The 22,800-nt window shown below is 48.8% G+C and carries 13 protein-coding genes; 7 read left to right on the forward strand and 6 right to left on the reverse strand.

Annotation, left to right across the window (positions count from 1 at the left end; translation table 11 throughout):
• Positions 1 to 28 precede the first annotated feature (28 nt).
• The 3 genes from BUC30_RS11475 to BUC30_RS16455 are packed head-to-tail and all read left to right on the forward strand — an operon-like array spanning position 29 to position 6,091.
• Positions 29 to 5,794, forward strand: a complete 5,766-nt coding sequence (locus BUC30_RS11475; RefSeq protein ID WP_170861539.1) for an InlB B-repeat-containing protein — start codon at positions 29 to 31, stop codon at positions 5,792 to 5,794.
• Positions 5,795 to 5,823: 29 nt separating this feature from the next.
• Complete coding sequence (locus BUC30_RS16140) at positions 5,824 to 5,979, forward strand: hypothetical protein (RefSeq protein ID WP_170861540.1); 156 nt, start codon at positions 5,824 to 5,826, stop codon at positions 5,977 to 5,979.
• A complete protein-coding gene (locus BUC30_RS16455; protein ID WP_254899997.1) occupies positions 5,963 to 6,091 on the forward strand; it encodes a hypothetical protein in 129 nt (42 codons plus the stop codon). The genes BUC30_RS16140 and BUC30_RS16455 overlap by 17 nt, the downstream gene beginning before the upstream one ends.
• Before the next feature lie 87 nt (positions 6,092 to 6,178).
• On the opposite strand, the gene BUC30_RS11480 is transcribed toward BUC30_RS16455, so the two are convergent.
• The 6 genes from BUC30_RS11480 to BUC30_RS11505 form a co-directional block, all read right to left on the reverse strand.
• Positions 6,179 to 9,940, reverse strand: coding sequence for an FISUMP domain-containing protein (locus BUC30_RS11480; RefSeq protein ID WP_073424976.1), 3,762 nt, complete (start codon positions 9,938 to 9,940; stop codon positions 6,179 to 6,181).
• A gap of 93 nt (positions 9,941 to 10,033) precedes the next feature.
• Positions 10,034 to 10,933 carry a biotin--[acetyl-CoA-carboxylase] ligase gene (locus BUC30_RS11485; RefSeq protein ID WP_073424977.1) on the reverse strand — a complete coding sequence of 300 codons (900 nt, stop codon included), beginning with the start codon at positions 10,931 to 10,933 and terminating at the stop codon, positions 10,034 to 10,036.
• A 108-nt stretch (positions 10,934 to 11,041) separates the two neighbouring features.
• Positions 11,042 to 11,440, reverse strand: coding sequence for a hypothetical protein (locus tag BUC30_RS11490; RefSeq protein WP_244536608.1), 399 nt, complete (start codon positions 11,438 to 11,440; stop codon positions 11,042 to 11,044).
• A gap of 116 nt (positions 11,441 to 11,556) precedes the next feature.
• Positions 11,557 to 15,600 (reverse strand): InlB B-repeat-containing protein, encoded by a 4,044-nt coding sequence (locus BUC30_RS11495; RefSeq protein ID WP_073424979.1) that lies wholly within the window; start codon positions 15,598 to 15,600, stop codon positions 11,557 to 11,559.
• Positions 15,601 to 15,736: 136 nt separating this feature from the next.
• Entirely contained in the window at positions 15,737 to 16,744 is a 1,008-nt protein-coding gene (tsaD, locus tag BUC30_RS11500) for a tRNA (adenosine(37)-N6)-threonylcarbamoyltransferase complex transferase subunit TsaD (protein ID WP_073424980.1), read from the reverse strand.
• A complete protein-coding gene (locus BUC30_RS11505; RefSeq protein ID WP_073424981.1) occupies positions 16,741 to 17,721 on the reverse strand; it encodes a CdaR family protein in 981 nt (326 codons plus the stop codon). Before BUC30_RS11505 ends, tsaD begins: the two co-directional genes overlap by 4 nt.
• A gap of 45 nt (positions 17,722 to 17,766) precedes the next feature.
• Here BUC30_RS11505 and BUC30_RS11510 point away from each other — a divergent pair, with 45 nt between their 5' ends.
• Genes BUC30_RS11510 through recJ form a run of 4 tightly spaced genes read left to right on the forward strand, consistent with a single transcriptional unit; the run spans position 17,767 to position 22,800 of the window.
• Positions 17,767 to 18,654, forward strand: coding sequence for a cell division protein FtsX (locus BUC30_RS11510; protein WP_073424982.1), 888 nt, complete (start codon positions 17,767 to 17,769; stop codon positions 18,652 to 18,654).
• The gene (locus tag BUC30_RS11515) at positions 18,654 to 19,967 is read left to right on the forward strand and encodes a murein hydrolase activator EnvC family protein (protein WP_073424983.1); all 1,314 of its coding nucleotides are present in this window, start codon (positions 18,654 to 18,656) and stop codon (positions 19,965 to 19,967) included. The genes BUC30_RS11510 and BUC30_RS11515 overlap by 1 nt, the downstream gene beginning before the upstream one ends.
• Positions 19,949 to 21,088: a DNA polymerase III subunit gene (locus BUC30_RS11520; RefSeq protein WP_244536609.1), complete on the forward strand. Its 1,140-nt coding sequence runs from the start codon at positions 19,949 to 19,951 to the stop codon at positions 21,086 to 21,088. Before BUC30_RS11515 ends, BUC30_RS11520 begins: the two co-directional genes overlap by 19 nt.
• Entirely contained in the window at positions 21,088 to 22,800 is a 1,713-nt protein-coding gene (gene recJ / locus BUC30_RS11525) for a single-stranded-DNA-specific exonuclease RecJ (RefSeq protein WP_073424984.1), read from the forward strand. Before BUC30_RS11520 ends, recJ begins: the two co-directional genes overlap by 1 nt.

Raw genomic sequence — 22,800 nt, forward strand, 5'->3', positions numbered from 1 at the left:
TATTAATCCATAGAAGGGAACCAGGAAAATGAATAATCAAAGCATATTTGCAAAAGTACGGTCAGTGTTGATTCTGCTCGTATCGTTGCTTGCCGTTTCAACCGTATGGGCGGAAGCTCCTAGCCAAGAGACGATCAAGTATATTGGTTGGAATGGAGAGGAAACGCTTACGGAGGAATTCATTGTACTTGCCGCTGCCAGTTCTAGCAGTGTCTCTAGTTCGAGCGGTGCTGCAAGTAGTTCTAGTAGCATGCCGGAATGGTATGTAGTCAAGGGTGAAGTGTTTTACGATTGTAGCGATTTTAATTTTGCAGGGCAAAGGGTTAACCTCCTTCTTATGGATGGAGCTAAGTTGACTGTTACAAATGGTGATGAAGGATGTGCTGCTGAATTTCTCAATCTTAACATTTATGCTCAAAGCTTGGGCGATGACATGGGCAGATTTGAAGTGCCTTCTTTAAAAGTCACTTATGCTATTAATGTCCTGAGTGGCGCTGTCTTAACAACGGGCAATGTTAATGCGACATCAGTTTGTGTTAATAACGGTTCTGTATCGATAGGTGGCAATGTTGAAGCAAATAGCGTTGAATTCCAAAATGGTTCAGTATCGGTTGGTGGCGGTGTTGTAGCAAAGAAGAGCGTTGAGTTCGAAAATGGTTTTGTATCGATAGGTGGCGATATTGAAACAGGGACCGTTAAAGGGACCGTTGAAATTAAAAATGGTTCTGTATCGATAGATGGCGATATTAAAGCAGGGGCCGTTGAATTCGAAAATGGTTCTGTATCGGTTGGTGGAGGTATTGAAGCTAAACATGTTCGTTTTTATAATGGAACTGTTGTTGTTACTGAAGGAGTATCTGCTGTAAGTGATGCAGATACCGTTAGTGCTTGTATTCAGTTTGCTAGCGCAACGGTCAGGGCGAATTCGTATTCTGTTTCGAACCTATGTGAAGCGAAGGTTGGGAATAATCTTCTTTATGGGGATGAACAAGGTAATGCGTATAGCGGTACTCTTAGTGCTGAACAGCTTGCATTAATGGCGGGCAAAACGGTTGCCCCTGCGAAATGGCTCACGTTTGTTGATGGCAGCTCTGTGAGTACAAAGGCGTGGATTCCTGGTGTAATTCCTAGCGAACCCACTCGCATTTGGAAGAAGTTCCTCGGGTGGTATGCTGATAAGTCGTATAAGACTCTGTTTGACTTTACGAATTTTGAGAGTGGAGATTTTGCTTATGCCAAGTGGGAGAATTTGGTTAATGTTACTTACATCGATGGAAATGGTCAGGAGCAGACGCTTACGGAAGACTACACTGTACTTGTAGCCGCTAGTTCTAGCAGTGTTGCCAGTTCAAGCGGTGCTGCAAGCAGTTCTAGTAGAATTTCTAGTTCAAGTGGTGTTGCTCCTAGTTCTAGTAGCATTTCTAGTTCAGGTAGCGTTTCTAGTTCTAGCAACACGACGGAATGGTATGTAGTCAGTGGCGAAGTGTCTTATGATTGTAGCGATTTCGATTTTACAGGGAAAGATGTCAATCTCATTCTTATGGATGGAGCGAAGCTGACTGTTACAAATAGCAATAATGAAAAATGCGCTGAATTTGAGAGTTTGTTCATTTATGCTCAAAGTTTGGGCAAAGACATGGGCAAATTTGAAGTGTCTTCTTTAAATGCTGGTTATTTGATCGTTGATGGAGGATCAATCTCAATAAAAGGCTCTCTTGAAGCGGATTATGTTACATTTGAGAAAGGTTCTGTAGTTGTTGATGGTGGAATTATTTTAAATGAGGGTGAATTAACCAGTGTCAATTTTTCTGGCGCAACTGTCAAGGCTAGTTTTTATACAATTCCAGAATATTCATTATGGATTTCGACTGATCTTGTTTATGGTGATGAACAAGGTAATGCGTACCGCAGCTATCTTAGTACAGACCAAATTGCATCAATGGCAGGCAAAATGGTTGCCCCTGCGAAGATGGTCAAGTTTGTTGATGGCAGCTCTGTGAGTGAAAAGGCGTGGATCCCTGGTGTAATTCCTAGCAACCCTACTCACATTTGGAAAAAGTTTCTCGGGTGGTATACCGGCAAGTCTAGTGACGATCCTCTGTTTGACTTTACGAATTTCCAGGATGGAGACTATGCTTATGCCAGGTGGGAAAATTTGGTTGAAGTTACTTACATCGATGAGTACGGCGTAACGCAGACGCTTGAGGATAACTACACTGTACTTGTAGCCTCTAGTCCTAGCTCCAGTTCGAGCGGTGCTGCAAGCAGTTCTAGCATCGTTTCTAGTTCCAGTAGTGTTGCCTCTAGTTCTAGCAACACGACGGGATGGTATGTGGTCAGTGGCGAAGTGCTTTACGATTGTGAAGATTTCAAGTTTAGTGGGGCAGAAGTCAATCTCATTCTTATGGATGGAGCGAAGCTGACTGTTCAATGCAATAGTAATGAAGGCCGTGCTGAATTTGGCGATCTTAACATTTATGCCCAAAGTCTGGGCAAAAATATGGGCGAATTTGAAGTGTCTTCTTTGAAAACAGATGCATTGTCTGTTTGTGGAGGCTCAATTTTGATAGGTAGCTCTATTGAAGCTGATATGTTTGAATTTATTAATGGCTCTGTTATTGTTGATGGAGATGTTGTTGTAAAAGAGAGTGATAAGGATTTTGCTGCTATTTTATTTGCTGGTGCGACGGTCTGGGCTAATTCGTATTCTATTCCAGAAGGGTCCCAGTATGTAGTAATGGTTTACCCCGGTCTTGTTTATGTGGATGAAAAAGGTAATGAGTACCGCAATACTCTTGATGCTGACCAGATTGCATTGATGGCTGGCAAAACGCTTTCTCTTGCCAAAACGATCACGTTTGTTGATGGCAGCTCTGTTAGCGAAAAGGTGTGGGTTCCTGGCGTAGATCCTGGCGCTTCCACTCGTTATTTGGGAACTTTCGTCGGGTGGTATGCCGATAAGTCTTATCAAACCCCGTTTGACTTTACGAATTTCGAAAGTGGTGCTACGGCTTATGCCAAGTGGGAGGATTTGGTTGAAATCACTTACATCGATGAGAACGGCGTAACGCAGACGCTTACAGAAGACTATACTGCACTTGTCCCCACCAGTTCTAGCTCTACTCCAGGCGCCGCTAATTCTGGTAGCTCGATGGGAGTCTCGTTCACGCCATCGGATGGATGGTACGTGGTCAGTGGCAAGATGTATTACAATTGCAGCGATTTCAATTTTGCAGGGAAAAATGTCAATCTCATTCTTATGGATGACGCTTGGCTGACTTTTGAATGCAATAATAGTGAAGGCAGTGCTGAATTTGGCAATCTGACCATTTATGCTCAAAGCCTAGGCAAAAAAATGGGCGGATTGAGTCTTGCTTTAAATGATGCGAATAAGAAACTTTCTTTAAATGTCGCGGATAAGTTTGTTGTAAATGGTGGTAGAATCTGGGCTGACGCTATTGAAACAAGTAATGCTGAATTTAATAAAGGCTCTGTTGCTGCTTCTGGAGAAATTGTTATAAAAGAGACTGATGAGGATTTTGCTGGTATTAAGCTTGCAGGCGCGACGGTCCAGGCTAGTATGTATATTATTCCAGGAGGGGATAAATATTCAATAGCGGTTGCTCCTGATCTTGTTTATGTGGATGAACCAGGTAATGCGTATAGTGAAACTCTTAATGCTGAACAGATTGCATTAATTGCTCACAAAAATCTGTATCCGGCGAAAATGGTCAAGTTTGTTGTTGACGACGCTGATGAGGATAAGCCTGTGATTCTTGGCAAAATTCCTTGCACTCCTGTTGCTAAAGGGAAAAAGTTCAGGTGGTATGCCGACAAGTCTTATCAGGAACTGTTTGACTTTACGAATTTCAATAGTGGAGCAATTGCTTATGGCTTGTGGGAAGATTTGACGGAAGTTACTTACCTTGATGAAAATGGTGAGGAACAGAGCGTCACTCCGGATTACGAGCTTGTCGGTACCGAATGCGCTGATAGTGAATTGTTTACAAACGGTGGTTGGGTCTTGGTCAATAGCGAAGTGTCTTATAAAAACAACTTTGCGTTTGCGGCTCCGACTCTTCACTTGATTCTTGCGGATGACGCCAAGTTGACTGTTGAAGATAATACTTTGTTTAAAAACCTCACCATCTATGCTCAGAGCACGGGCGTGAATCAGGGCGTTTTTGAAATAAAATCGGATTCTCGTTCTGCTATAGATGTTATTGGTGCATTGACAATCAATGGCGGCGTTGTTAAGGCTACAGGCGGGATAAACGGTATTGAAGGTAACTCTGTTAAGATTAATGATGGCGTTGTAAAAGCCTTTGGAAAACAAGCTATTTATGCTCATGGAGATTCTCTGGTGGTCAATGGCGGTACGGTTGAAGCCCATGGTACAGGTGAAAGACCTGGATCTGGAGAAGGTCTTTCTTCTAACGGATATGTTGACATCAACGGAGGAACCGTTACCGCTACGGGTGGTTACGCTATTAATGCGAACGGGAATGTTACAATTGCCGGCGGTAAAGTCAATGCTACATCTTCAATCTATTATAGCGAAAATAATTGTGCATGCTATGGCATCGGCTCCTATGGGAGTCATGTGTATTTGAAGGGCGGTACGGTGACGGCGTTGGCAGAAGATGGTTGCAGGGGTATTTATGCTAACAACTCTGAGCAAATGGCAATCTATCTCTCCGGCGCTACGGTCAAGGCCAGTAGCTATAATGACTCCATTTGGGTTGCTAATGACATGAGTTACTACGATGACCTGGGCAACTCTTATACGGGAATCATCCATGAAGAAGGGCTGCTTGAACTTGCTGACAAGTATGTGTATCCCCCTGCTCTTATAATTACGAAAAATGCAGAAAAGACGGTTGCTACGCTTGACGGTAATTTCGACAAGGATATGCCCGTTGTCATTACTCAGGAAACTACGGTGGATGAAGTCAAATTCAATAGAGGCTTTACCGCTGGCAGGTATGCTACGGTCATGTTCCCGTTCGATGTCTATGCGGATAACTTGATTGGCGCTGAGCATATTGATTCATTCTCGAGAATGGACACTGTTAAGAATGATAAGGGCGTGATTATAAGGCTCGATGCTAAAACGCTCGGTGTTTGGGATAAGCCTGCTGAAGCTCCGGCTAAGGTTTGTGACAATCTTGTCGGAGAATGCGATTACAGTACGCTTCTCAAGGCAAATACGCCTTATATTGTGCAACTGGAGAAGGGTCACACGTCTCTTGAAATTCGTGGTCCTGTGAAACTTGTAACAAATGAGCCTGAATTTGCGGTCAGAAAAGGCGACTGGGAATTTGTCGGTGTGTACCAGTACAAGAAATGGGCTGAAGGCGATGCTGAGCTGATTGATGGTCGTGCCATTTATGGGTTTGTCGGTGTCGCTGGTGATGGCTTTGTTATTGGTGATTTTGTCAGAGGGAAGGCTGGTGCTTATATCAGTCCCTTGCGCGCTTACTTGAGATACAATCCGCTGCCGAATGTGCAAAATGTGCTGGCAGTCAAGAAGGTTGCCCGTTACAATGTTGCCGATTGGAAGAGTGCTTCTATTACAAGCGAATTGCCTGAAACGATTACCGTGGTCCGTGAAGGCGAAGATGAAAACGGTGGCGAACATACAACGGTCATCGGACAGATCAATACCCGCTCGGGCAAGTTTGCATTGCCGCGCTCCACAAACCGCGTGTTCGACTTGAAGGGTCGTGCTTACGGCAAGGATGCTCGCAAGGCTCGTGGCGCCTACTATGGCAAGAAGGTTTTAAAGAAATAAATACAGGAATGAAGACTATGAAAGACGAAATGAAAAAAAACTATATCGCACCCGAAATGACCGTGGTTCAGTTTGAACACGAAGGTTGCTTGCTTGGATGCAGTACTAACAATCAAGAAGAAGGCTGCGGTTACGGTAATGGCTTCGGGTATAACGATGGAGTTTCAGATGTCGAACACGTCTAAGAAGGAATATGTGACTCCAGAAATCAAGGTGATTGTGATTGAAGCGCAAGTACCGCTTTTGGAGTCAAGTCCTTATCTCCCCGATCATATTTCGGTAGGTCGAGAAGAATAAAGGAGATGCCTGCCTCCGAGCAGACAGAATGAAAAATGCCGTCCAGTTCTTGAAGCTGGACGGCATTCTTGTATAAAGGGGAGTCGGTTATTTCTTGATGCAACGGACGGGGTAGCCGTAGACCTTCTTTCTGGTGGTGGCAGAAATGGTGTTAGATTTGCTGGGGATCACCACCGATGTTGCCGTTGTGTCGGTCACTTGTTCAGAACTCCAGTAGGCGGGAAGGGTTGAGCTTGTCACAAGTTCTTCTGTGTAGTCGATTCCGTTCCGGAAGAAGACGTTTTCGTAGCCTGTCGGGAACGCCGAGAATCCGCAGAGGTCCGTGTGCAATGAATCGTAGCCCGTCAGCGTTTTGCTGAGGTCTGCGCTGTTGCATTCCTTGAGGAGGATGCTCCAGTCTAGCGTCGAGGGGACTCTCCAGCCTTTCGGACAAACGCCTTGTAAATCTTCCGGGTCTTCGATGTCTGCCAATGTCGGGTGTGCGTCTTTCGGTTGCCCGATGGTCATGTCCCAACTGTACAGGCGACCGTACGTATTGCAACCGTTGATGTTGCCGCCGCACCAGCTGCCTTCGATTTCGTATTTCAAGTTTTCGGCAAACCATTCCTGCTTGCCAATCTTGATGGTCTTGTACCTGTTGCCGTCTCTAGAGTCGGTGATGTTTCTGTAATCGCCCGGGTCTCTGCGCCAGTTGTTCTCGTAGCATTGCAGGTTCATTCCGTTGAACTCGGCGACTTTGCCTTCGTTTGCCATTCCGCATTTGCCGTAGTACTGGAAAAACGTTGTGGCGGGGAGCCATCTGTAATACCCGTTGATATTTTTGCCGCAATAATAGTGGGCGCTTTCGAACGTCAGCGTGTCACCAAGCTTGTCGTAATAGCAAGGTCCTTTGATGCTGTCGATGGGCTGTAAGGCGTACCAACCGGTCAAATCATTCGATGTTGAGTTCATGTTGGTGTTGCAATAGTAGTGTTGTCCGTTTAAACCTACCGTAACACCTAGTTTCTCTGTTTGGCTAGAGGTGCATGAGCCGTACATGGGGAACATTGAGCCGGAGCTTGTCCATTTGCCTTCATCGTCATCGCAAACGTAATCTTTACCGTTGTATTCTTTCCAGATTATTTTTTTTACCAACCCATGGCAGAATCCTAAAGCTCTGTCTGCTTCTTCTTCTTCTCGCCAAAAATATTTTCTTTGTCCATTGCCATTTATGAACGCACAACCGTAATTTTTACCGTTATATTCAACGACTTTGTCTATGATTCCGCTATGGCATACGCCAAGTTCCTTATCCAAGGTTGTGTACTCATACCATATATCGCCATCGGAACAGTAGTACTCTACCCCGCGGTATATAGCCGTTTTGCCGAGTTTTTCTGATGTGCATTTATCTAGAGCCTGTAGGGCGTATCTGGCTGGGGCAATTTCCCATTCCTCATCGTCGCTGCAATAGTAGTAATCGCCCTTGTATTCATATACTTTGTAGTAACTTGTTTCTTTGCAGAATCCCAAGGCGTATTCGATGGAGTCTATTAAGGTCCATTTGTTGTGCTTACAAACGTATTCGTAGCCGCCAAATTCGGCAGTCTTGTATTCGTTTTTATAAAAGCATTCCCCGAATACTTGCTCGACGGTGTATTTTGCCCAGCCGGTATCGTTGCAAATGTAGCTTACGTTATCCTTTGACTTTATGATGTTTAGATTTTCCTTTGTGCATAGTCCCAAGGCGGTTTCCAATGAGGTGAGCGTTCGCCATTCGTTGTTCACGCAAGCGTACGTGACGGAGTTGTACGGCTTTTGGAGAGTTTGCTTGCTCGAATCGCATGTGCCGAGAACTTCGGCTTTGGTCGCGTTTCTCCAGATGCTGTCGCAGATAAAGTCCTTGCCGGATTTGTCTGTTTTTATGGTGCCCTTGAGCTTTGGCATGCAGAATCCGAATTCAGATGTGGGGTGCGTGAGCTTTTCCCATTTTGTGGGGTTCGTGCAGCCGTAAGTCTCGTCGTTGAATGTTTTTGTTGTGTAGAGCTTGGTGGAATCGCAATCGCCGTAATAGTCGTAAATGTTAGTGGTGCGCCAGCTTGTGGAATCGCAGATGTAGCTTGTGCTGCTAGATTTTAAGGTGTCGATTTTTCCGTTGATCTTGGGCGAGCAAATGCCGATGCTCTTTTCGGTCGAGCTCAATATGTCCCATTTCTTGGAGGGGCGGCAAACGTATGTTGTGCTCCTGTATTCGACGGTCGTGTAGAACTTTGAAGATTCGCATTTGCCGACAAAGTCTACCATGACTGTGTTACGCCAGCCTGTGGAATCGCAGTAGTAAGAGCTGTAGCTGCTGCCGCTCTTGAGGGAGTCGATTTTGCCAATTCGCTTTGGCGTGCAGAATCCGATGGAATCTTCGCGCGTGGTGGCTCGTTTCCAGACGGAATCCCTACAGATGTAGTTCTTGCCGTAATTCTTTTTCTCTTCCCAATCCCTGCTGAGTGTGCATTTACCGATGGAGTCTGTGAGGACTGCCCTGCGCCAGCCTGTAGAATCGCAGAAGTATTCCGTGGTGTCGCTCTTGGTTTTGACAGCGCCCATTTTCTTGATGCTGTCGGGTGTGCAGAGCCCGATGGCGGCTTCGATGGTGGTCGGCTTACGCCATGTGGAGTCTTTGCAGATGTAGTCCTGTTCGTAATTTTTCTTTTGTTCCCATTGATTTTTCTTGGTGCAGAACCCGATGGAGTCTGTGAGGACTGCCCTGCGCCAGCCTGTGGAATCGCAGATGTAATCCGTGGTGTCTTCGTTGTCCTTGTCGATGGCGGCGCTCATCTTCTTTAAACTGTCGAACGTGCAAAGGCCAATCGCCGTTTCGATGGTGGAGGGCTTGCGCCATGTGGAATCGTCGCAGATGTAGCTTTGACCGTTGAGCTTGAGAATTTCCCACTGGTTTTTCTTGGTGCAGCTCACGTCTACGTCGCTCATGGTCGCGTATTGCCAGGAGCCGCGGCATACGAACAAGGTGTCTTTGTAGTAATGCTTTTCGCCGCGTTCTGCGGATGGGCAAGAGTTGTCTTCGGCTTCGACCCATTTTTTGCGGTTGCAGCGGTAGTTGTATCCTTTGCTTGCGACATAGAAGTTGCTGAGGCTATTGTAAGTGGTAGAATCGCAAATCGGGAGCTGTTTGTCGTTTTCGACAAAGTGCGAAGTTTTCATGCAACGGAGGGCGTAATATGCACTATAGTTTGCTTCGGGGAAGTCGAATTTGCTTTTGTTGTTGACTCTAAATACGTTGAAATCGGTGGTGAGGTAGTATGCCTCTTTGCCGAGGCGGGAACATTGCAGTTCGCCATTGACCGTTTCACAGAAGCCGGACATTTGCGGGTCGAAACCAAATGCGGGGTCGGTAATGGAATTTGTGAAGCGCGTGATGTATTTGAAGTCGGCTTCGGATGGGATTTTGAACCCGCTAGGGCAAGCCTGGTCGGCGTTCATGCTCTGGTATAAGCGTCCGTACGTTTTGCAGTAGTCGGTATCCCCGTCGTAGCATGCACTGCGTGAAATCTTATAGTTTGCGTTCTCTGCCATCCACGTGTACGGACCGAATTGGATGGTTTTGTAGGAGTTGCCGCTTTTGACATCCAGAATTTCGCTCTTGATGATGTTGACAACGCCCGCGTTGGAATTGAACTGGTTGCTCGTGATGGTGGTGTCCTTGAAGGTTTCGCCACCGAGGTTGTCTTCTTCTTCTTCTTCGAAAATTGCGGTTGAGCTGTTGTCGCTATCGTCACCGCAAGCGGCTATGTAAAACGGAAGTGTCAGGCATAAAGAAAAGAATGCCTTTTTGAACGCGTTGTACGCAATGTGCATATTGCCTCCTTAATTTGAACGCAATATACAAATATTTTAATTGTAAGACTATGGTTACAATTTTCAGAGTAAAGGAAGTGTTGTGAATGTTGTTTAAATTTCCAGATCAGCGGAGATGACTGTTTCTACAGTGCCGTCATCACATTCAAAGAGCAGGCTGCCGTCATCGTTCATGTTGATGATGCGGCCTGTTTTTTTGATGGAGCCTTCGCCGGTATCGCGGTTTTGATCGGTGCAGTTGTTGTTCACGATGATGGCGCCGCGGGCGCCGATGAACTGGTCCATGCGTTTCCAGGCTTCGACCCACGGGCGAATGCCGAAGGCTTTGAACTGCCCGATGGCGCGTTCGAGATTCCCGATAAGCGCTTGCAAAAGCTTTTCGCGGTTGATGGCATGCCCGAAGATGGTTTTAAGCGTGGTCACGGCGCGGTTCAGGTGGGCGTAATCGGCGGGGTCGCTGTTGACGTTGATGCCGACTCCCATCGAGAGGGCGGGGCGCGGCGCATTCTCACTTGTCATCCCCGACTTGTTTGGGAATCGCCATCTTGTATAAACAACCTCCGCGAGAATCCCGCAGAACTTGCTTTTGCCGTAGAGAATGTCGTTTGGCCATTTGACGGTGATTTTTGGTGCGCCTGTGCAATCCCGGCTTGCAATTGCATCGCCTTCTTGAATATTGTTGAATGTCTCTGCAAATGTGAGGGCTGCAACTTGCGTGATTTGTGCAAAGTTGCTGGCGGGGATGTTGTCGAGCGGGATTAAAATGTTAAAGTAAAGGTTTTTGCCGGCGGGGGAGTCCCAAGTGCGTTCGTGGCGACCATGTCCATCGCTCTGCGAGTCTGCCACAAAAAGCGTGCCGGGGGCAATTTCACCGGAGGCTGCCATGGATTTCATGAGCTTGTGGGTGCTGCCTATCGTCTCGAAAAGGAAGGCGGGGGCATCGCCAAAGCCTGTGAGCTGCCAGTCTGTGAAATTGCGTTCTTGTGAAAACATTTGCTAGCCGTTAGTCAATAGTCATTAGTTGTTAGAAAATCTAGTAAAAGGAGATGCCCGCTCGGAGGCGGGCATGACATGGGCGGCGATTCTCGTCTTTCGCGAAACTTACTCGTCGGCTTTACGTTCCTGGAGTTCCTTGAGGGCTTCGTCGGGGAATATCTTGAAGAATTCCTGCTTGCGGTCTTCAAAGAGCTGCAACATGCGTTCCTGTTCGAACTGTTCGCGGTCGATGTTCTGCATAAAGAATTCATCGCGCGCAAAGTCGCGGGTCGTCATGAGCTTCTTGATATCTTCGGAGAGGTCTACGTTGTCCCAAAGGATGTAGTACGATCCGACAAATCCGTCCGCAAAAATGTCAACGTTCAACTTTATGGAATTGCTTTGTGACGAGTCCACCATCTGGACTGTAGTTTCGCGCTTTTCGGGGCGGAACACATCAACGTCATTAACAGGTTTGTTCAAATCCTGCGCCCAGCAGAACGCTGTTGCACAAAAGAATAACATTACCTTATGCTTGAACGACAAAATCATATTTACAATATACAATGAAAAATGTTAAAAAGACAATGTTGGTATAAAAAGCATGGCCGAAAATACGGCAAATAGCGCGTTTGTCGCTATTACCGTATCGTGACGATTTGCTTTTTGTTCATGATGTGTATTATATACGATCCTGGGGCCGGTTTGGCAATGTTAAAGTCCGAACTCACCGCATGATGGCGGTACAGAACTCGTCCTTGCATATCCAATAAAGTTACGTTGGCTCCAATCTGTGCTCCGTGAATCGAAATGAAGTTTGGTTCAACGGCAATGTGCAATTTTGCAATTGACCTTACTTTTTCAAGTCCTGTTCCCTTGCTTGAGCTGGAAACAGTTACGCTGGAACTAGACTTTGCATTGCTCGAAGATGACTTCGCGGAGCTGCTCGATTTCGCGCTGCTCGAAGAACTCGAAGCAATCTTTGAAGAACTGCTGGATTTCGCAGAGGAGGACGACGACTTCGCGGAACTACTGGATTCTTCGCTAGAGCTGGAGACCGTTACGCTAGAACTTGAATTCACGCTGCTTGAAGACGATTTTGCGGAACTGGATGACGATTGCGCGGTAGAGCTGCTCGAATTCACGCTGCTTGAAGAGCTAATTGCAATTTCGAGGTTGAGCGTCTTGATGTAAGCGGCTGCAAATTCTTCGACAACATTCTTCTTGAAGTGCGGGTAAGCATCACCTGTTTCTTGCCCCCATACGTCACCATTAATTCCATTCTTGTTGTAATCATGGAGCTTCTTGGCCAGCGACAAATCTGTAAACTCGGTAGCACTTGCTGCGGTTCCGCTTTGAGTTGTTTTTGCTGTATTCACATAGAATGTATTGTTCAATGAGACTTCGGAATTTTCGCCCGTTTCGGCGACGAGTGCGTCTACTAATGAATCCTTTTCGGCGCTGACAATGCCTTTGTTATACGTATTAACGATGGAAAGAATACCGTCCGTTTGTCCAATAATCCCGCCAGATTTAAACGTACCTGCTTGGACGTTGCCAACATTGTAAGAGTTGTAAAGATCTAGGAAATATTTCTGGAATGCAACTAAACCGCCTACTGCAGCATTGATGGAACTGACGAAGCCTTCGTTGTAAGAGTACATCATTGTGGATTTAGATGTGTCGTAGCTAATTATTTGCCCGACTAATCCGCCAATTCCGCCATACCCTAAAGTGGCTCCAGTATTAGACGCGTTGATTATAGTTGATTTTGCATATAAGATAGAACCTGCAATGCCTCCGACGCAATTGAGACCAAAAGTTTCGCCATCATGGTGGACGTTGACTATGTTCAGTTCGATGCCTTCGTCCGGACCTTCATCGTTGCCATAATAACCGATGATTCCTCCAGCGTGATTGGAATTTGCATTGATGTTGCTTTCGCTAGAAATATTTATCACCGACAAAATAGAAGCTGATTCGGCTCGTCCAATGAGACTCCCGACATACTTGTTTCCGTAGAAATAAGAGTCTTTGATGTTGATGTTTTGAATGACTGTTTTGGTCACGGGTGCTTTTTCACCGACTTCTCTTTTTAAGCCGATTGAGCCAAAGAGCCCGACTCCATCTGCGGAACTGGAAACGAAAAGACCTGAAATGGTGTGACCTTGACCATCAAACGTACCAATGAAATTCTTGATTGGAGTCCATTTTTTGAATTTTGCAGAATCTGCTTCGTTGATTTTTCCGTTGACGAGAACATTCTTGTTGTCGATGATGTTTGCCGTAAGCTTGACACATGTGCTCGTGTGCTTCGCTTCGCTGTTGTACATGTCGGCAAATTGATACAGCTCGCCAATGTCGCCGATTTCGTAGCAGTTGTTGACAATGCTCGGGTTGTGCCACCATTGGGCGTAATAAGTCAAGTCGCCTGTTGCATCGTTTGGAATGAATTTCACTGGACTTCCTGAATAGTCCTTGTTGCTGAACCAACCCTTAAAAACATAGTCCTTGCGTTCGGGAATCGGAAGTAAGCTTTCTAATCCTTCGACATATTTGTCGCGATATGTGGTTGTGTCTGTATCGTATGTTACCAACTTCAACGAAGAACTCTTGACAGAAGTAGCGCCTGTGATATTTCCGGTGAGTTTTGGATATTCATCTGTGCCAATTTTTTGCCCCCATACAGAACCGTCAGCAGTTTCGCTTTTGTACATGTGCAATGCGCTTGCGACCGCGCCGTTTTTGAACTGTTCTTCTGTGGCACTGAAAAGTCCAACGCTGTCTTCCGAAGTTCCGGAGTAGTCAATGTGGAAAACGTTTTTGTATGTAACGGGAACTGGAACTCTTATGAGGTGAACATATATCAAATCCGGAGTTGTTGCGGATTTTGTAAGTCCATAGGAATTTTCCACATTAATTTGTGCTGTAACAGGAGTGCTGCCTGAATAGTATGGCTGTGGCGCGTAACCCACAAGTCCTTGAGCTTGGAAATAGTCGGCGTCGGTGAGGATGCTGTAGGAATTGACAATGTTCAGCGAACCCATGACGTTACCGACAAGTCCTCCTCCGTTGCCATATCCAAACAAGTTGATTTCGCTAGAAGTTTGCTTAATCGTAAGCGTTCCACCATGCAAGAGCCCGACAATGCCACCTCTATACTGTTTCGCTTCGTATATATAAGAGTTCCCCGTTACGGCATTGACTCCGCAATTTTCGATGACAACATCTTTGCTGAGGGTGTCGATTTCGCCCACCAGGGTTCCTGTGTTCAGACCACCCCGAATGTATGTATCAGCGATGTTAACGTCCTTGATGATTGTGGGGGAGAGCGGGTCTCGGTTAAAAACAGATGCGAATAAGCCTGCATTTGTGAGTGTCGTATCGTTAATGTAAATGCCCGAAATCGTGTGGCCCTGACCGTCGAACGTGCCGTCGAAATCTCGAATCGGAATCCATTGGATGTCGCCTTTCTTTTTGGCGGCAACGTCCTTGTTGAGGGTAATGTCTTTTGTCAGTTGGGCGCAGAACGGCGTGATGTTGTACAGCGAAGTGTTGACGATGTTTGCAAAGCCGAAGAGCTCTTCAACAGTGCCGATCTGGTAGCAACCTTCGACCATCTTTGGAGTTTGCGGGATAATGGAATAAAAGTTGAACTTGTCTGTAAATACGGGTGATTCGTCTTTTCCGATTTCTTGTCCCCACACGGAGCCGTCGGTGCCGGTACTGTCGGATTTGTATTCGCGTAAAAGCTTCGCCACTGTGCCGTCGTTGAATTCATGTGTGGTGACGTGGGTGCCGTACTTACCGATATAGGAACCATCGTAAAAACTGTGGATGACGGTAACACCATCGAGTGATGCCCTATCATTGTCCCATGTTTTTTTGGGCATGTGGTAGGAATTTTCAACAGTGACCGTCCCGTAATTGTACCCGACTAGGCGAATGGGGGACTTGGGAGTAGATGATGAGCAGCAGCCATCGTTGTCTGGTGTAAGGTGCCCTTTATTGTAGGAATTTGTAATGCTGATGTTCCCTTCGACAACGCCGATGAAAGCTCCGCCTGCGGCTTTGGCATCGCCGCCCGCTTCGTTGAAGGAATGTGTAATGGTTCCGGTTCTGAGGTATCCTGCAAAACCGCCGATGGCGTATCTTCCGTGGGCGGAACCGTCTGTGTGGACGTTGATGATGTCGGTTTCTTCGCCATGTCCGATGAGTGTTCCGACGCAGGTGTCGCCACTGAAATAGGCGTCGATCAGATTAAGGTCCTTGATGGTGGCGTGGTATTCTTCTTCGAGGGAGACGAATTTTTTGATGGTGCTTCCGAAAAAGCCGATGTTGCCACCATACCAGTCGATGAAACTAAGCCCCGTTATGCTTTTGCCGTTGCCGTCGAAGGTCCCGCAATAGTTCATGATGGGCGTCCACGAAATGATCTCTGAACCATCAGAGTTTTCCGGGTTTTGGGTATTTACCAGAATATCGGCGGTGAGTCTTCCGCAGGCGCAATTGTCGTGAGCTGCATTGTTTTCGTCGTTCACGATTTCTGCAAAACCGAAAAGTTCGGCTACAGTGCCAATCTGGTAGCAGTTATCCACCAGTTTTGGGGTGACGGGGGTTACAGTTTTTTCGGCAAAAGCGGATGCTGCCGCTAAAAGCAATACAGACAAGTAGATACGATTCATGTAAGTAAAATAACAAAAATCGACCTACATAGTCAAATAAACTAGTACGTGACGGGAATCCTTCTGTGTCGTTCTAGAATGTCAGCAAACCCCGTTGTAGCATCATGATACACGGTGAAATTCATTCGTCTCTCGTCTAAAGAGCGAGCGGCATCCACGGTTTCACGACGTCGATGGACTCGAGCTTGCCCTGCAATTTGCGGCGGATGGCGGCTGCGGCAATCATCGCTCCGTTGTCTGTACTCAGGCTGCGGTCCGGCACGCAGAAGCGGATACCCTTCTTGTCGCAGTAATCCTGCAAACGTGTGCGCAACCAGCTGTTTGCACTCACGCCACCGCCCATCACGAGCGTCTTCATCTTCGTCTTCTTGAGGGCGTTGATGGTCTTTGTGACAAGGCTATCGACAATGGCGTCTTCGAGCGAGGCGCAGATGTCGCCGAGGTTCTGCTGGATAAATTCCGGGTCGTGCGTCTCGGTGTAACGGAGTACGGCGGTCTTTAAGCCGCTGAACGAGAATTCGCAGCTGTCGTGCGTGTGGAGCGCGCGTGGAAATTCCACAAATTTGCGGTTGTGGTCTTTGCCGAGGCGGCTAATGGTTGAGCCTGCGGGGTACTTGAGACCGATGAGCTTTCCGCATTTGTCGAATGCTTCGCCGGCGGCGTCATCGCGGGTGCGTCCGATGCTTGTGTACTTGAATCCCGGTTCTTCCATCACGAGTTCCGTGTGCCCGCCCGAGACGGTAAGCGTCAAAAACGGCGGTTCAATGTCCGGGTTGGAGAGCCATGCGGCGGCGAGGTGGCCTTCGAGATGGTTCATGCCGTAAGCTGGGATGTTCAAATCGCGGGCGAGACCTTTGGCAAAGCTTGCGCCGACGAGGAGCGGTCCCATGAGGCCCGGGCCTGTGGTGTAGGCAATCGCGTCGATGTCCTTGAGTTCGATGCCTGCTTCCTTGACGGCAGCTTCGGCGATGGGTGCAATCTTTTGCAAGTGCGCACGGGCTGCAATTTCGGGAACAACACCACCATAGAGGGCGTGTTCGTCAATTTGGCTATAGAGCGGGTTCGAAAGAACTTTTAAGGGCTCGTCCTGCAAAACGGCGCAGGCGGTTTCATCGCAGCTGGATTCAATTCCAAGCCAAATCATATTCCGTATTCCTCGTCTTTATTATCGTCCTCGGTCTTTGTCTTGATGAGCTTGATCTTGTCCGGTTTGACAAGGATGGCCTTGATGGACATGCTGCGGTCGATATCGGGCGGCAAGTTCAACTTGACTGTGGGAGCGAGGCTGTCCGCATCTTCAATAGCGAAGCGGTTGTATTCAATAAAAAGTTCAATGTCGTTGCTGTTCACGGCTTCGATGACTTTTTCACCGCCGGTAATTTCGACGGTCGCCTGCTGCGGCGAGAGCGTATTCAAGGCACGGTCATAGAAACCAATCAGCTGGATGGGGATGTTCTTGAATTCCTTGGACTTGATTTTCTGGACATCGACAAAAATTTTGGCGACGGTATCGCTTGGTGTCACGAATGGCGGTAAAAGTTCAGTCTGGAGTTTGACGGAGAAAGTCTGGCTCGATTTGATGCTGTCGATAAAGATGGAATCTGTCGGGATATCGATGATTCGCGTGAGGGCGTTACGGGCACCAGAAACCTTCAAGTCTTCTTGCAAAAGCTTGGGCTGCTGCACAATCACATAGCCCGGAGCGGCGTTAAAGTTCGTGTTGCTCTTGATGGGGATGCTGCGCTCAATACGCGTATCGACGGCGACATCGATAAAGAGGTACTGGTTGTCCGGTTCCACGTAGTGGACGGTTGCAAAATTCGGGGCGACAAAGTTCTTGGAATCGAGGTGGATGCGCCTGGAACCGAGTTCAGCGAGGTGCATGTCGACAACCATCGCGGCCTGCTTTTGCGACTGCAGGCGGATAAGGTCCAGGGGCTTGCCTTCGACGGTCACCGAAACTGTGCTAGGCGGCTTCGATGCAATCGCGAGCGCTTCGGGCAACTTCACGAACGTAAGCGGAACTTCCATCGTCAGTTGGAAGTCCTTCAGCGAGATGACATAGAACCAGAGGGCCATCGCGCATACCAAGGCGGTAATCTTTAATATGATGTTTCCCATAAAAGCCCCTTAAAGAACCTCTATAAATTTAATTATATTCGAGGCGTGTTCGGACAATTAGGTTACTTAATATCGGAATCTTTTAGAGGATGGAAGCAGCACCGCACGGTGATTCTCCCGTCTCTGTTGACGATTTTCCTGTGCTCGCTTTTGCTTGCGGCTTCTTTTACGGCGCTCGGCGTCTCGTTTAAGCTCCTCTCGGTCGAAAAATCGCTGTACGTGATTGAAGCGTTCTTGAACGAGAACGTTCCCGAAGATTCCATTGCGGTAATCCAGACGCGGCTTGAGCATACGCGCCATGTGGAATCCGTCTCGTTTGTGAGTGCGGATTCGGCGCTTGTGGATTTTAGCAACCATTTCTCGCCGGACATGCTGGAGCTTGTCGAAGGGAACCCGATCCCTGCATTCTTCCGAGTATCCTTGAGCGAAGAGGCGCGCAACCCGGCAGACCTTTCCGAAGTGCGCAACACGATTGCCGAAGAAGCTTATTTTGAAGAGGTGCAGGCTCCGATAAAATGGGCTTCGCGAATTGCGTCGTGGAAGTTCAAGATGATTTTCTGGCCGATTTGCATCAGTATCCTTTTGCTCATTACGCTCTCGCTTATCATTTGCAACTCGGTGAGGCTTTCGCTCATGTCCCGCAAGCTTTTGGTCGAGAACATGAAGTACGCGGGTGGCAGTTACCTGTTTATTGAATTCCCGTTTGTGCTCGAAGGGGCAATGCAAGGTTTTTTAGGGAGTGGCGTTGCCATCTTGTTGCTTGGGCTTGTCATCCGTTCGCTCGTGCAGATGTTCCCGATTGTAGCAAGTGGCGTTGCCTATTTTGGAATTGTAGCGCTATTTACGGTGCTCTTGGAAACGATGCTCGCGGGCTACTTTAGTTTCCGTACGGTGCGCAGTTTCTTGTTCGAAAAGAAGGGTGAGCAGGAATAATGCGTCTTGTTTGCCGGTTCATTCCGCTTTTGGTTTTCATCTTTGCCGTGGTGGCGGGCTCTGCTGTTTCGTCTTATGCGGCCCCGAAAAAGACCGATGCGCAGATTGATGAACAGAAGAACGCCCTCAAAAAGCTGGAGGTCGATCTTGCGAAAAAGCGTGAAGAACTTGCCGTCCTTGAAACCGAAGAAAAGGGCGTCTTGAATACGATTTCGCTTTTGGACCAGAACTTGAACCGTACCAGGTCTTACCTTTCGGAACTGACCCGCAATGAGGATATGTTGCAGGGGGCGGTCAAGCAATTGGTGATGGATATTGATTCTCTCGATGCTAAAATCAAGGCCCGCAAGCGTGCCATGAGAAAGCGTATCCGTAATTTGTATGTACACGGTCGCAGTAACGATGCCGAAATCCTTTTTGAACTTTTGACAAAGAACGGGAACCCGGAACGCGAAGTTTACTGGGTGCATCACTTGCTAACCCGCGACCGCGAAGACGTGGAAACGCTCCGCCAGCTCATTGCCGAACGCACGCAAAAACAGCAGACGCAAGAGAAACACTTGGCCGAGCTTTCGAGACTCCGTTCCCGCAAGGCGGTCGAAGAACGCGGTCTTGTCGCGCAAATGAACGGTCAGGCTCGAATGCTGAATTCCCTCAAGCACGACAAGGCTGTGCAGCGCATGGCGCTCAAGGAATTTGAACGCAACCAGAAGACCATGCTTGCGCTCCTCAAGAAACTTGAGCAGCGCCGCAAGCGAGAAATCGAAGAAGCGAAGCGCGCCGAGGCCGCCCGCCTCGCCGCCCTCAAGAAGAAGGAACGCGAAGCCGAGAAAAAACGCCAAGCTGCCGACAAGAAGCGTGAGGCGGAAAAGAAACGTGAGGCAGAGATCGCCCAAAAGCAGACTCCGGTATCGCATTTCAAAGGCCCCAAGTGCATGCCGCTCGACGGTCCGATTATCAGCGAATACGGCCTGCAGGAACACCCGGTGCTCCACATCATGACGCGTAACCTCGGGGTGGAAATTCGCGGAACGCGCGGTGGACGCATTCGTGCCGCAGCTGCCGGAACCGTGGCGATGGTCGCCGAAATTGACGGCCGCGGCCCCTCTGTTATCATTGAACACGAAGATGGAACGTACACGGTGTACGGTCACATGAAGGCAATCCACGTCCAAGAGGGCAAAAGTGTCAAGAAATGCGAAGAAATTGGAGAAGTGGGCGATATCGCTTCGTTAAATGGTATTAAATTGTATTTCCAAGTCAGCGAAGGGACACAGACCGTGGACCCGTTGCAATGGTTGAAACAGAGATGATAGAATATCGCTTAAATGGCCCCGCATCCCAGGAACGAATCCGCATTCGTCTTATGGCGGCGTTGCGTGAGAACCGCTTCCCGCAGTCGATTCTTATCGACGGTCCTGTGGGCATTGGCAAAAAAGCGCTCGCGATGGAAATTGCCCAGGCGCTCCAGTGTACAAACCCGAGCGTTCGCCCGTGCGGTAATTGCTTCGGCTGCAAAATGGCAACCGATACCGGCGTGACCGACAACTGGGTCGTGCCGATGGAAGCAAAAGAGGCTAGCGCCCGCAATGCTGCCGACGTTTCTGCCGGGAGCTCTGCAAAGACCATCCAGGATTTTAAACAGGCGTACATCGAAGAAATCGCAAAGAACCCGTACCGCGTGGATATTTTCAGCGCGGGCGCCGTGATTTCGGTGGAACTCATCCGTACGATGACCGCCTCCTTTGCGATGAAGGGCGACCGCGTGCGCGTGGTGATTATCGCCGAGGCCGACCGCATGAACGATTCTGCGGCAAACGCGTTCCTCAAGACTCTCGAAGAAGTCCCGCCGAACACGTACTTCATTTTGACGACTTCGTCTCGCGAAAAGCTCTTGCAGACGATCCGTTCGCGCTGCCTTGCGCTCCACCTGCCGCCTCTCACGGATGAGGAAGTGCGTCAGGAGGCCATCCGCGTGGGTGGCGAAGAATTTGACGAATCGACTCTGACCGATGATGTGATTGGTCTTGCTGTGGGTTCCCCTGGCATGGCGCTTTATTACGCCGAACACGCCAAAAACTGGTGCCCGCTTGCAGTCGATTTTATCGAGAAGTCACTTTCGCAGGACTACACGGACCTGTTCTTTAAGCTCGAAGATTCTGGACTTGAAGACCCGGCCATCGTGAACCGATTCCTCGAAGTGCTCTCGTTCTTGATTACGGACTTGTTGCGCCAACAATCGGGCGCTCCGCTCCGCATCCCGGAAGCAACGGGCAGCGTGAATCTCGAACGCTACCCGCAAGTGGGGGCGTCTGCCCTTGAAGCGGCTCTCGTGAGTGTGCAAGAAACTATGTCGAGAATCGCCTCTAGGCGAATGGCGGCAGTGACCTGCCTCCAGAACCTCTCGCTAAAACTTTTTGAAGGCTACAAGTAATGGAAGATCTTGTCGCCTCAACTTTGTCCTCTACGCTAAAGATTCCGCATGCGGTCGCGAGGTTCTTGGTCTCGCGCGGCATCAAGACTGTTTCTGATGCGTACCACATGCTGTGCTCTAACGAGAGCGACGTGCATGACCCCTTCCTCATGATGGGGATGGACAAGGCTGTGGAATGGATACTTGCGGTTCGCGAACGTGGCGAGCGCGTGTTCATTTTTGGCGACTACGACCTGGACGGCATGACGTCCGTGACGCTTTTGACCCGCTGCCTTAAGACTGTAGGCATTGATTCTGAATGGCGACTCCCGAACCGCTTTGGCGATGGCTACGGACTCTCGGTTTCTGCCGTCGACGAAATGTACGAGTCGGGGGCGCGCAACTTGATTACCGTAGATACGGGCATTACCGCGAACGTGGAAATCGCGCATGCCAAGGAACTCGGCATGGCGGTCATGGTCATGGACCATCATCAGCCGTCGGGCGATGGGCTCCCGGTGAGCGATGTGCTTCTGGATCCGCACCAAGAAGGCGACAATTACCCGAACCCGGAACTTTGCGGTGTCGGTGTTTCGTACAAGTTTATTTGTGCCTTGTTCAGCCGACTCGGCATAAAGGCTCCGGTGGAATATCTGGACTTGGTTGCGCTTGGGACGCTTGCGGACTTGGTGCAGATGACGCCTGAGAACCGCTATTTTACTCGTACCGGGCTCGAAAGCCTCAAGAACAGCCGCTGGCCTGGCGTGCAAGAAATGTACACCTCCCTCATGAAGCCCCATAGCTGTGTGGGCGGCATCGACGTGATGTACAAGCTTGCTCCGCTCCTCAACGCCCCTGGCCGCATGGAACGCCCGGACCCGGCGTTGAAACTTCTTTTGTGCGAAAACAAAGGCGAGGCGGGCAAGCTTTTGGAAGAACTGAAAGACTGGAACACCCGCCGCAAGCAGAAAGAAGCCGAAATCACCGAAATGGCGATGGAACAAGTAAAGGCTCTTTACGGCGACACCATCCCGACCGTGATTGTAGTTGCCGGTGAAAACTGGCACGTGGGCGTGATTGGCATTGTCGCGGCAAAGCTTGCCCAGGAATTCCACAGACCTTCGGCTGTGCTGTCGATTATCAACGGCATGGCACATGCGAGTGCCCGTGCAGTTCCTGGATTCAACTGGCACAAGGCGCTTTTTGACAGCCGTGAACTTTTTGACCGCTGGGGCGGCCACGCGAATGCGGCGGGATTCTCGCTCGAAGCGGGCAAGATTGATGAACTCCGTGGGCGCCTTTTGCAGTCTGCAAAAGACCAGGGCTATACCGGCGAGGTGATCAACACTGATGAATCGTACCCGTACGACATCAAGATTGCGCTCCGCGAACTGACCGTAGAAACGCGTGTGCCGACAGGGCGTTACCCGATTCGTGAACGCTCGATTCTCGAATTCATCGACTTGCTCGAACCATTTGGCGGAAACTTCCCGTACCCCGCCTTCCGTGCCGAAAACGTGACCGTGCATCGCGTGCGTGAACTTCGCGGCGGACACCTGCAGATGGAAATCTCGCAGGCGGGGAGTGCCGTTTTCCCGGCTATCGCCTTTGGACTGCGCAAGAGTAAGGCTTTGCTCGGGCGCTCCCGCCCAGTGACGGTCGTATTCGAGCCGATTTGGAATTACTATAACAACACCAAGACGGTGCAGCTCTGCATCAAGTCTATCGAGTAG

Source organism: Fibrobacter sp. UWB7, assembly GCF_900142945.1.
Classification (GTDB): Bacteria; Fibrobacterota; Fibrobacteria; order Fibrobacterales; family Fibrobacteraceae; genus Fibrobacter.

Coding starts and splice junctions, on each gene's coding strand:
- BUC30_RS11475 (WP_170861539.1), top strand. CDS start 29: ATGAATAATCAAAGCATATTTGCAAAAGTACGGTCAGTGTTGATTCTG.
- BUC30_RS16140 (WP_170861540.1), top strand. CDS start 5,824: ATGAAAAAAAACTATATCGCACCCGAAATGACCGTGGTTCAGTTTGAA.
- BUC30_RS16455 (WP_254899997.1), top strand. CDS start 5,963: ATGTCGAACACGTCTAAGAAGGAATATGTGACTCCAGAAATCAAGGTG.
- BUC30_RS11480 (WP_073424976.1), bottom strand. CDS start 9,940: ATGCACATTGCGTACAACGCGTTCAAAAAGGCATTCTTTTCTTTATGC.
- BUC30_RS11485 (WP_073424977.1), bottom strand. CDS start 10,933: ATGTTTTCACAAGAACGCAATTTCACAGACTGGCAGCTCACAGGCTTT.
- BUC30_RS11490 (WP_244536608.1), bottom strand. CDS start 11,440: ATGTTATTCTTTTGTGCAACAGCGTTCTGCTGGGCGCAGGATTTGAAC.
- BUC30_RS11495 (WP_073424979.1), bottom strand. CDS start 15,600: ATGAATCGTATCTACTTGTCTGTATTGCTTTTAGCGGCAGCATCCGCT.
- tsaD (WP_073424980.1), bottom strand. CDS start 16,744: ATGATTTGGCTTGGAATTGAATCCAGCTGCGATGAAACCGCCTGCGCC.
- BUC30_RS11505 (WP_073424981.1), bottom strand. CDS start 17,721: ATGGGAAACATCATATTAAAGATTACCGCCTTGGTATGCGCGATGGCC.
- BUC30_RS11515 (WP_073424983.1), top strand. CDS start 18,654: ATGCGTCTTGTTTGCCGGTTCATTCCGCTTTTGGTTTTCATCTTTGCC.
- BUC30_RS11520 (WP_244536609.1), top strand. CDS start 19,949: ATGGTTGAAACAGAGATGATAGAATATCGCTTAAATGGCCCCGCATCC.
- recJ (WP_073424984.1), top strand. CDS start 21,088: ATGGAAGATCTTGTCGCCTCAACTTTGTCCTCTACGCTAAAGATTCCG.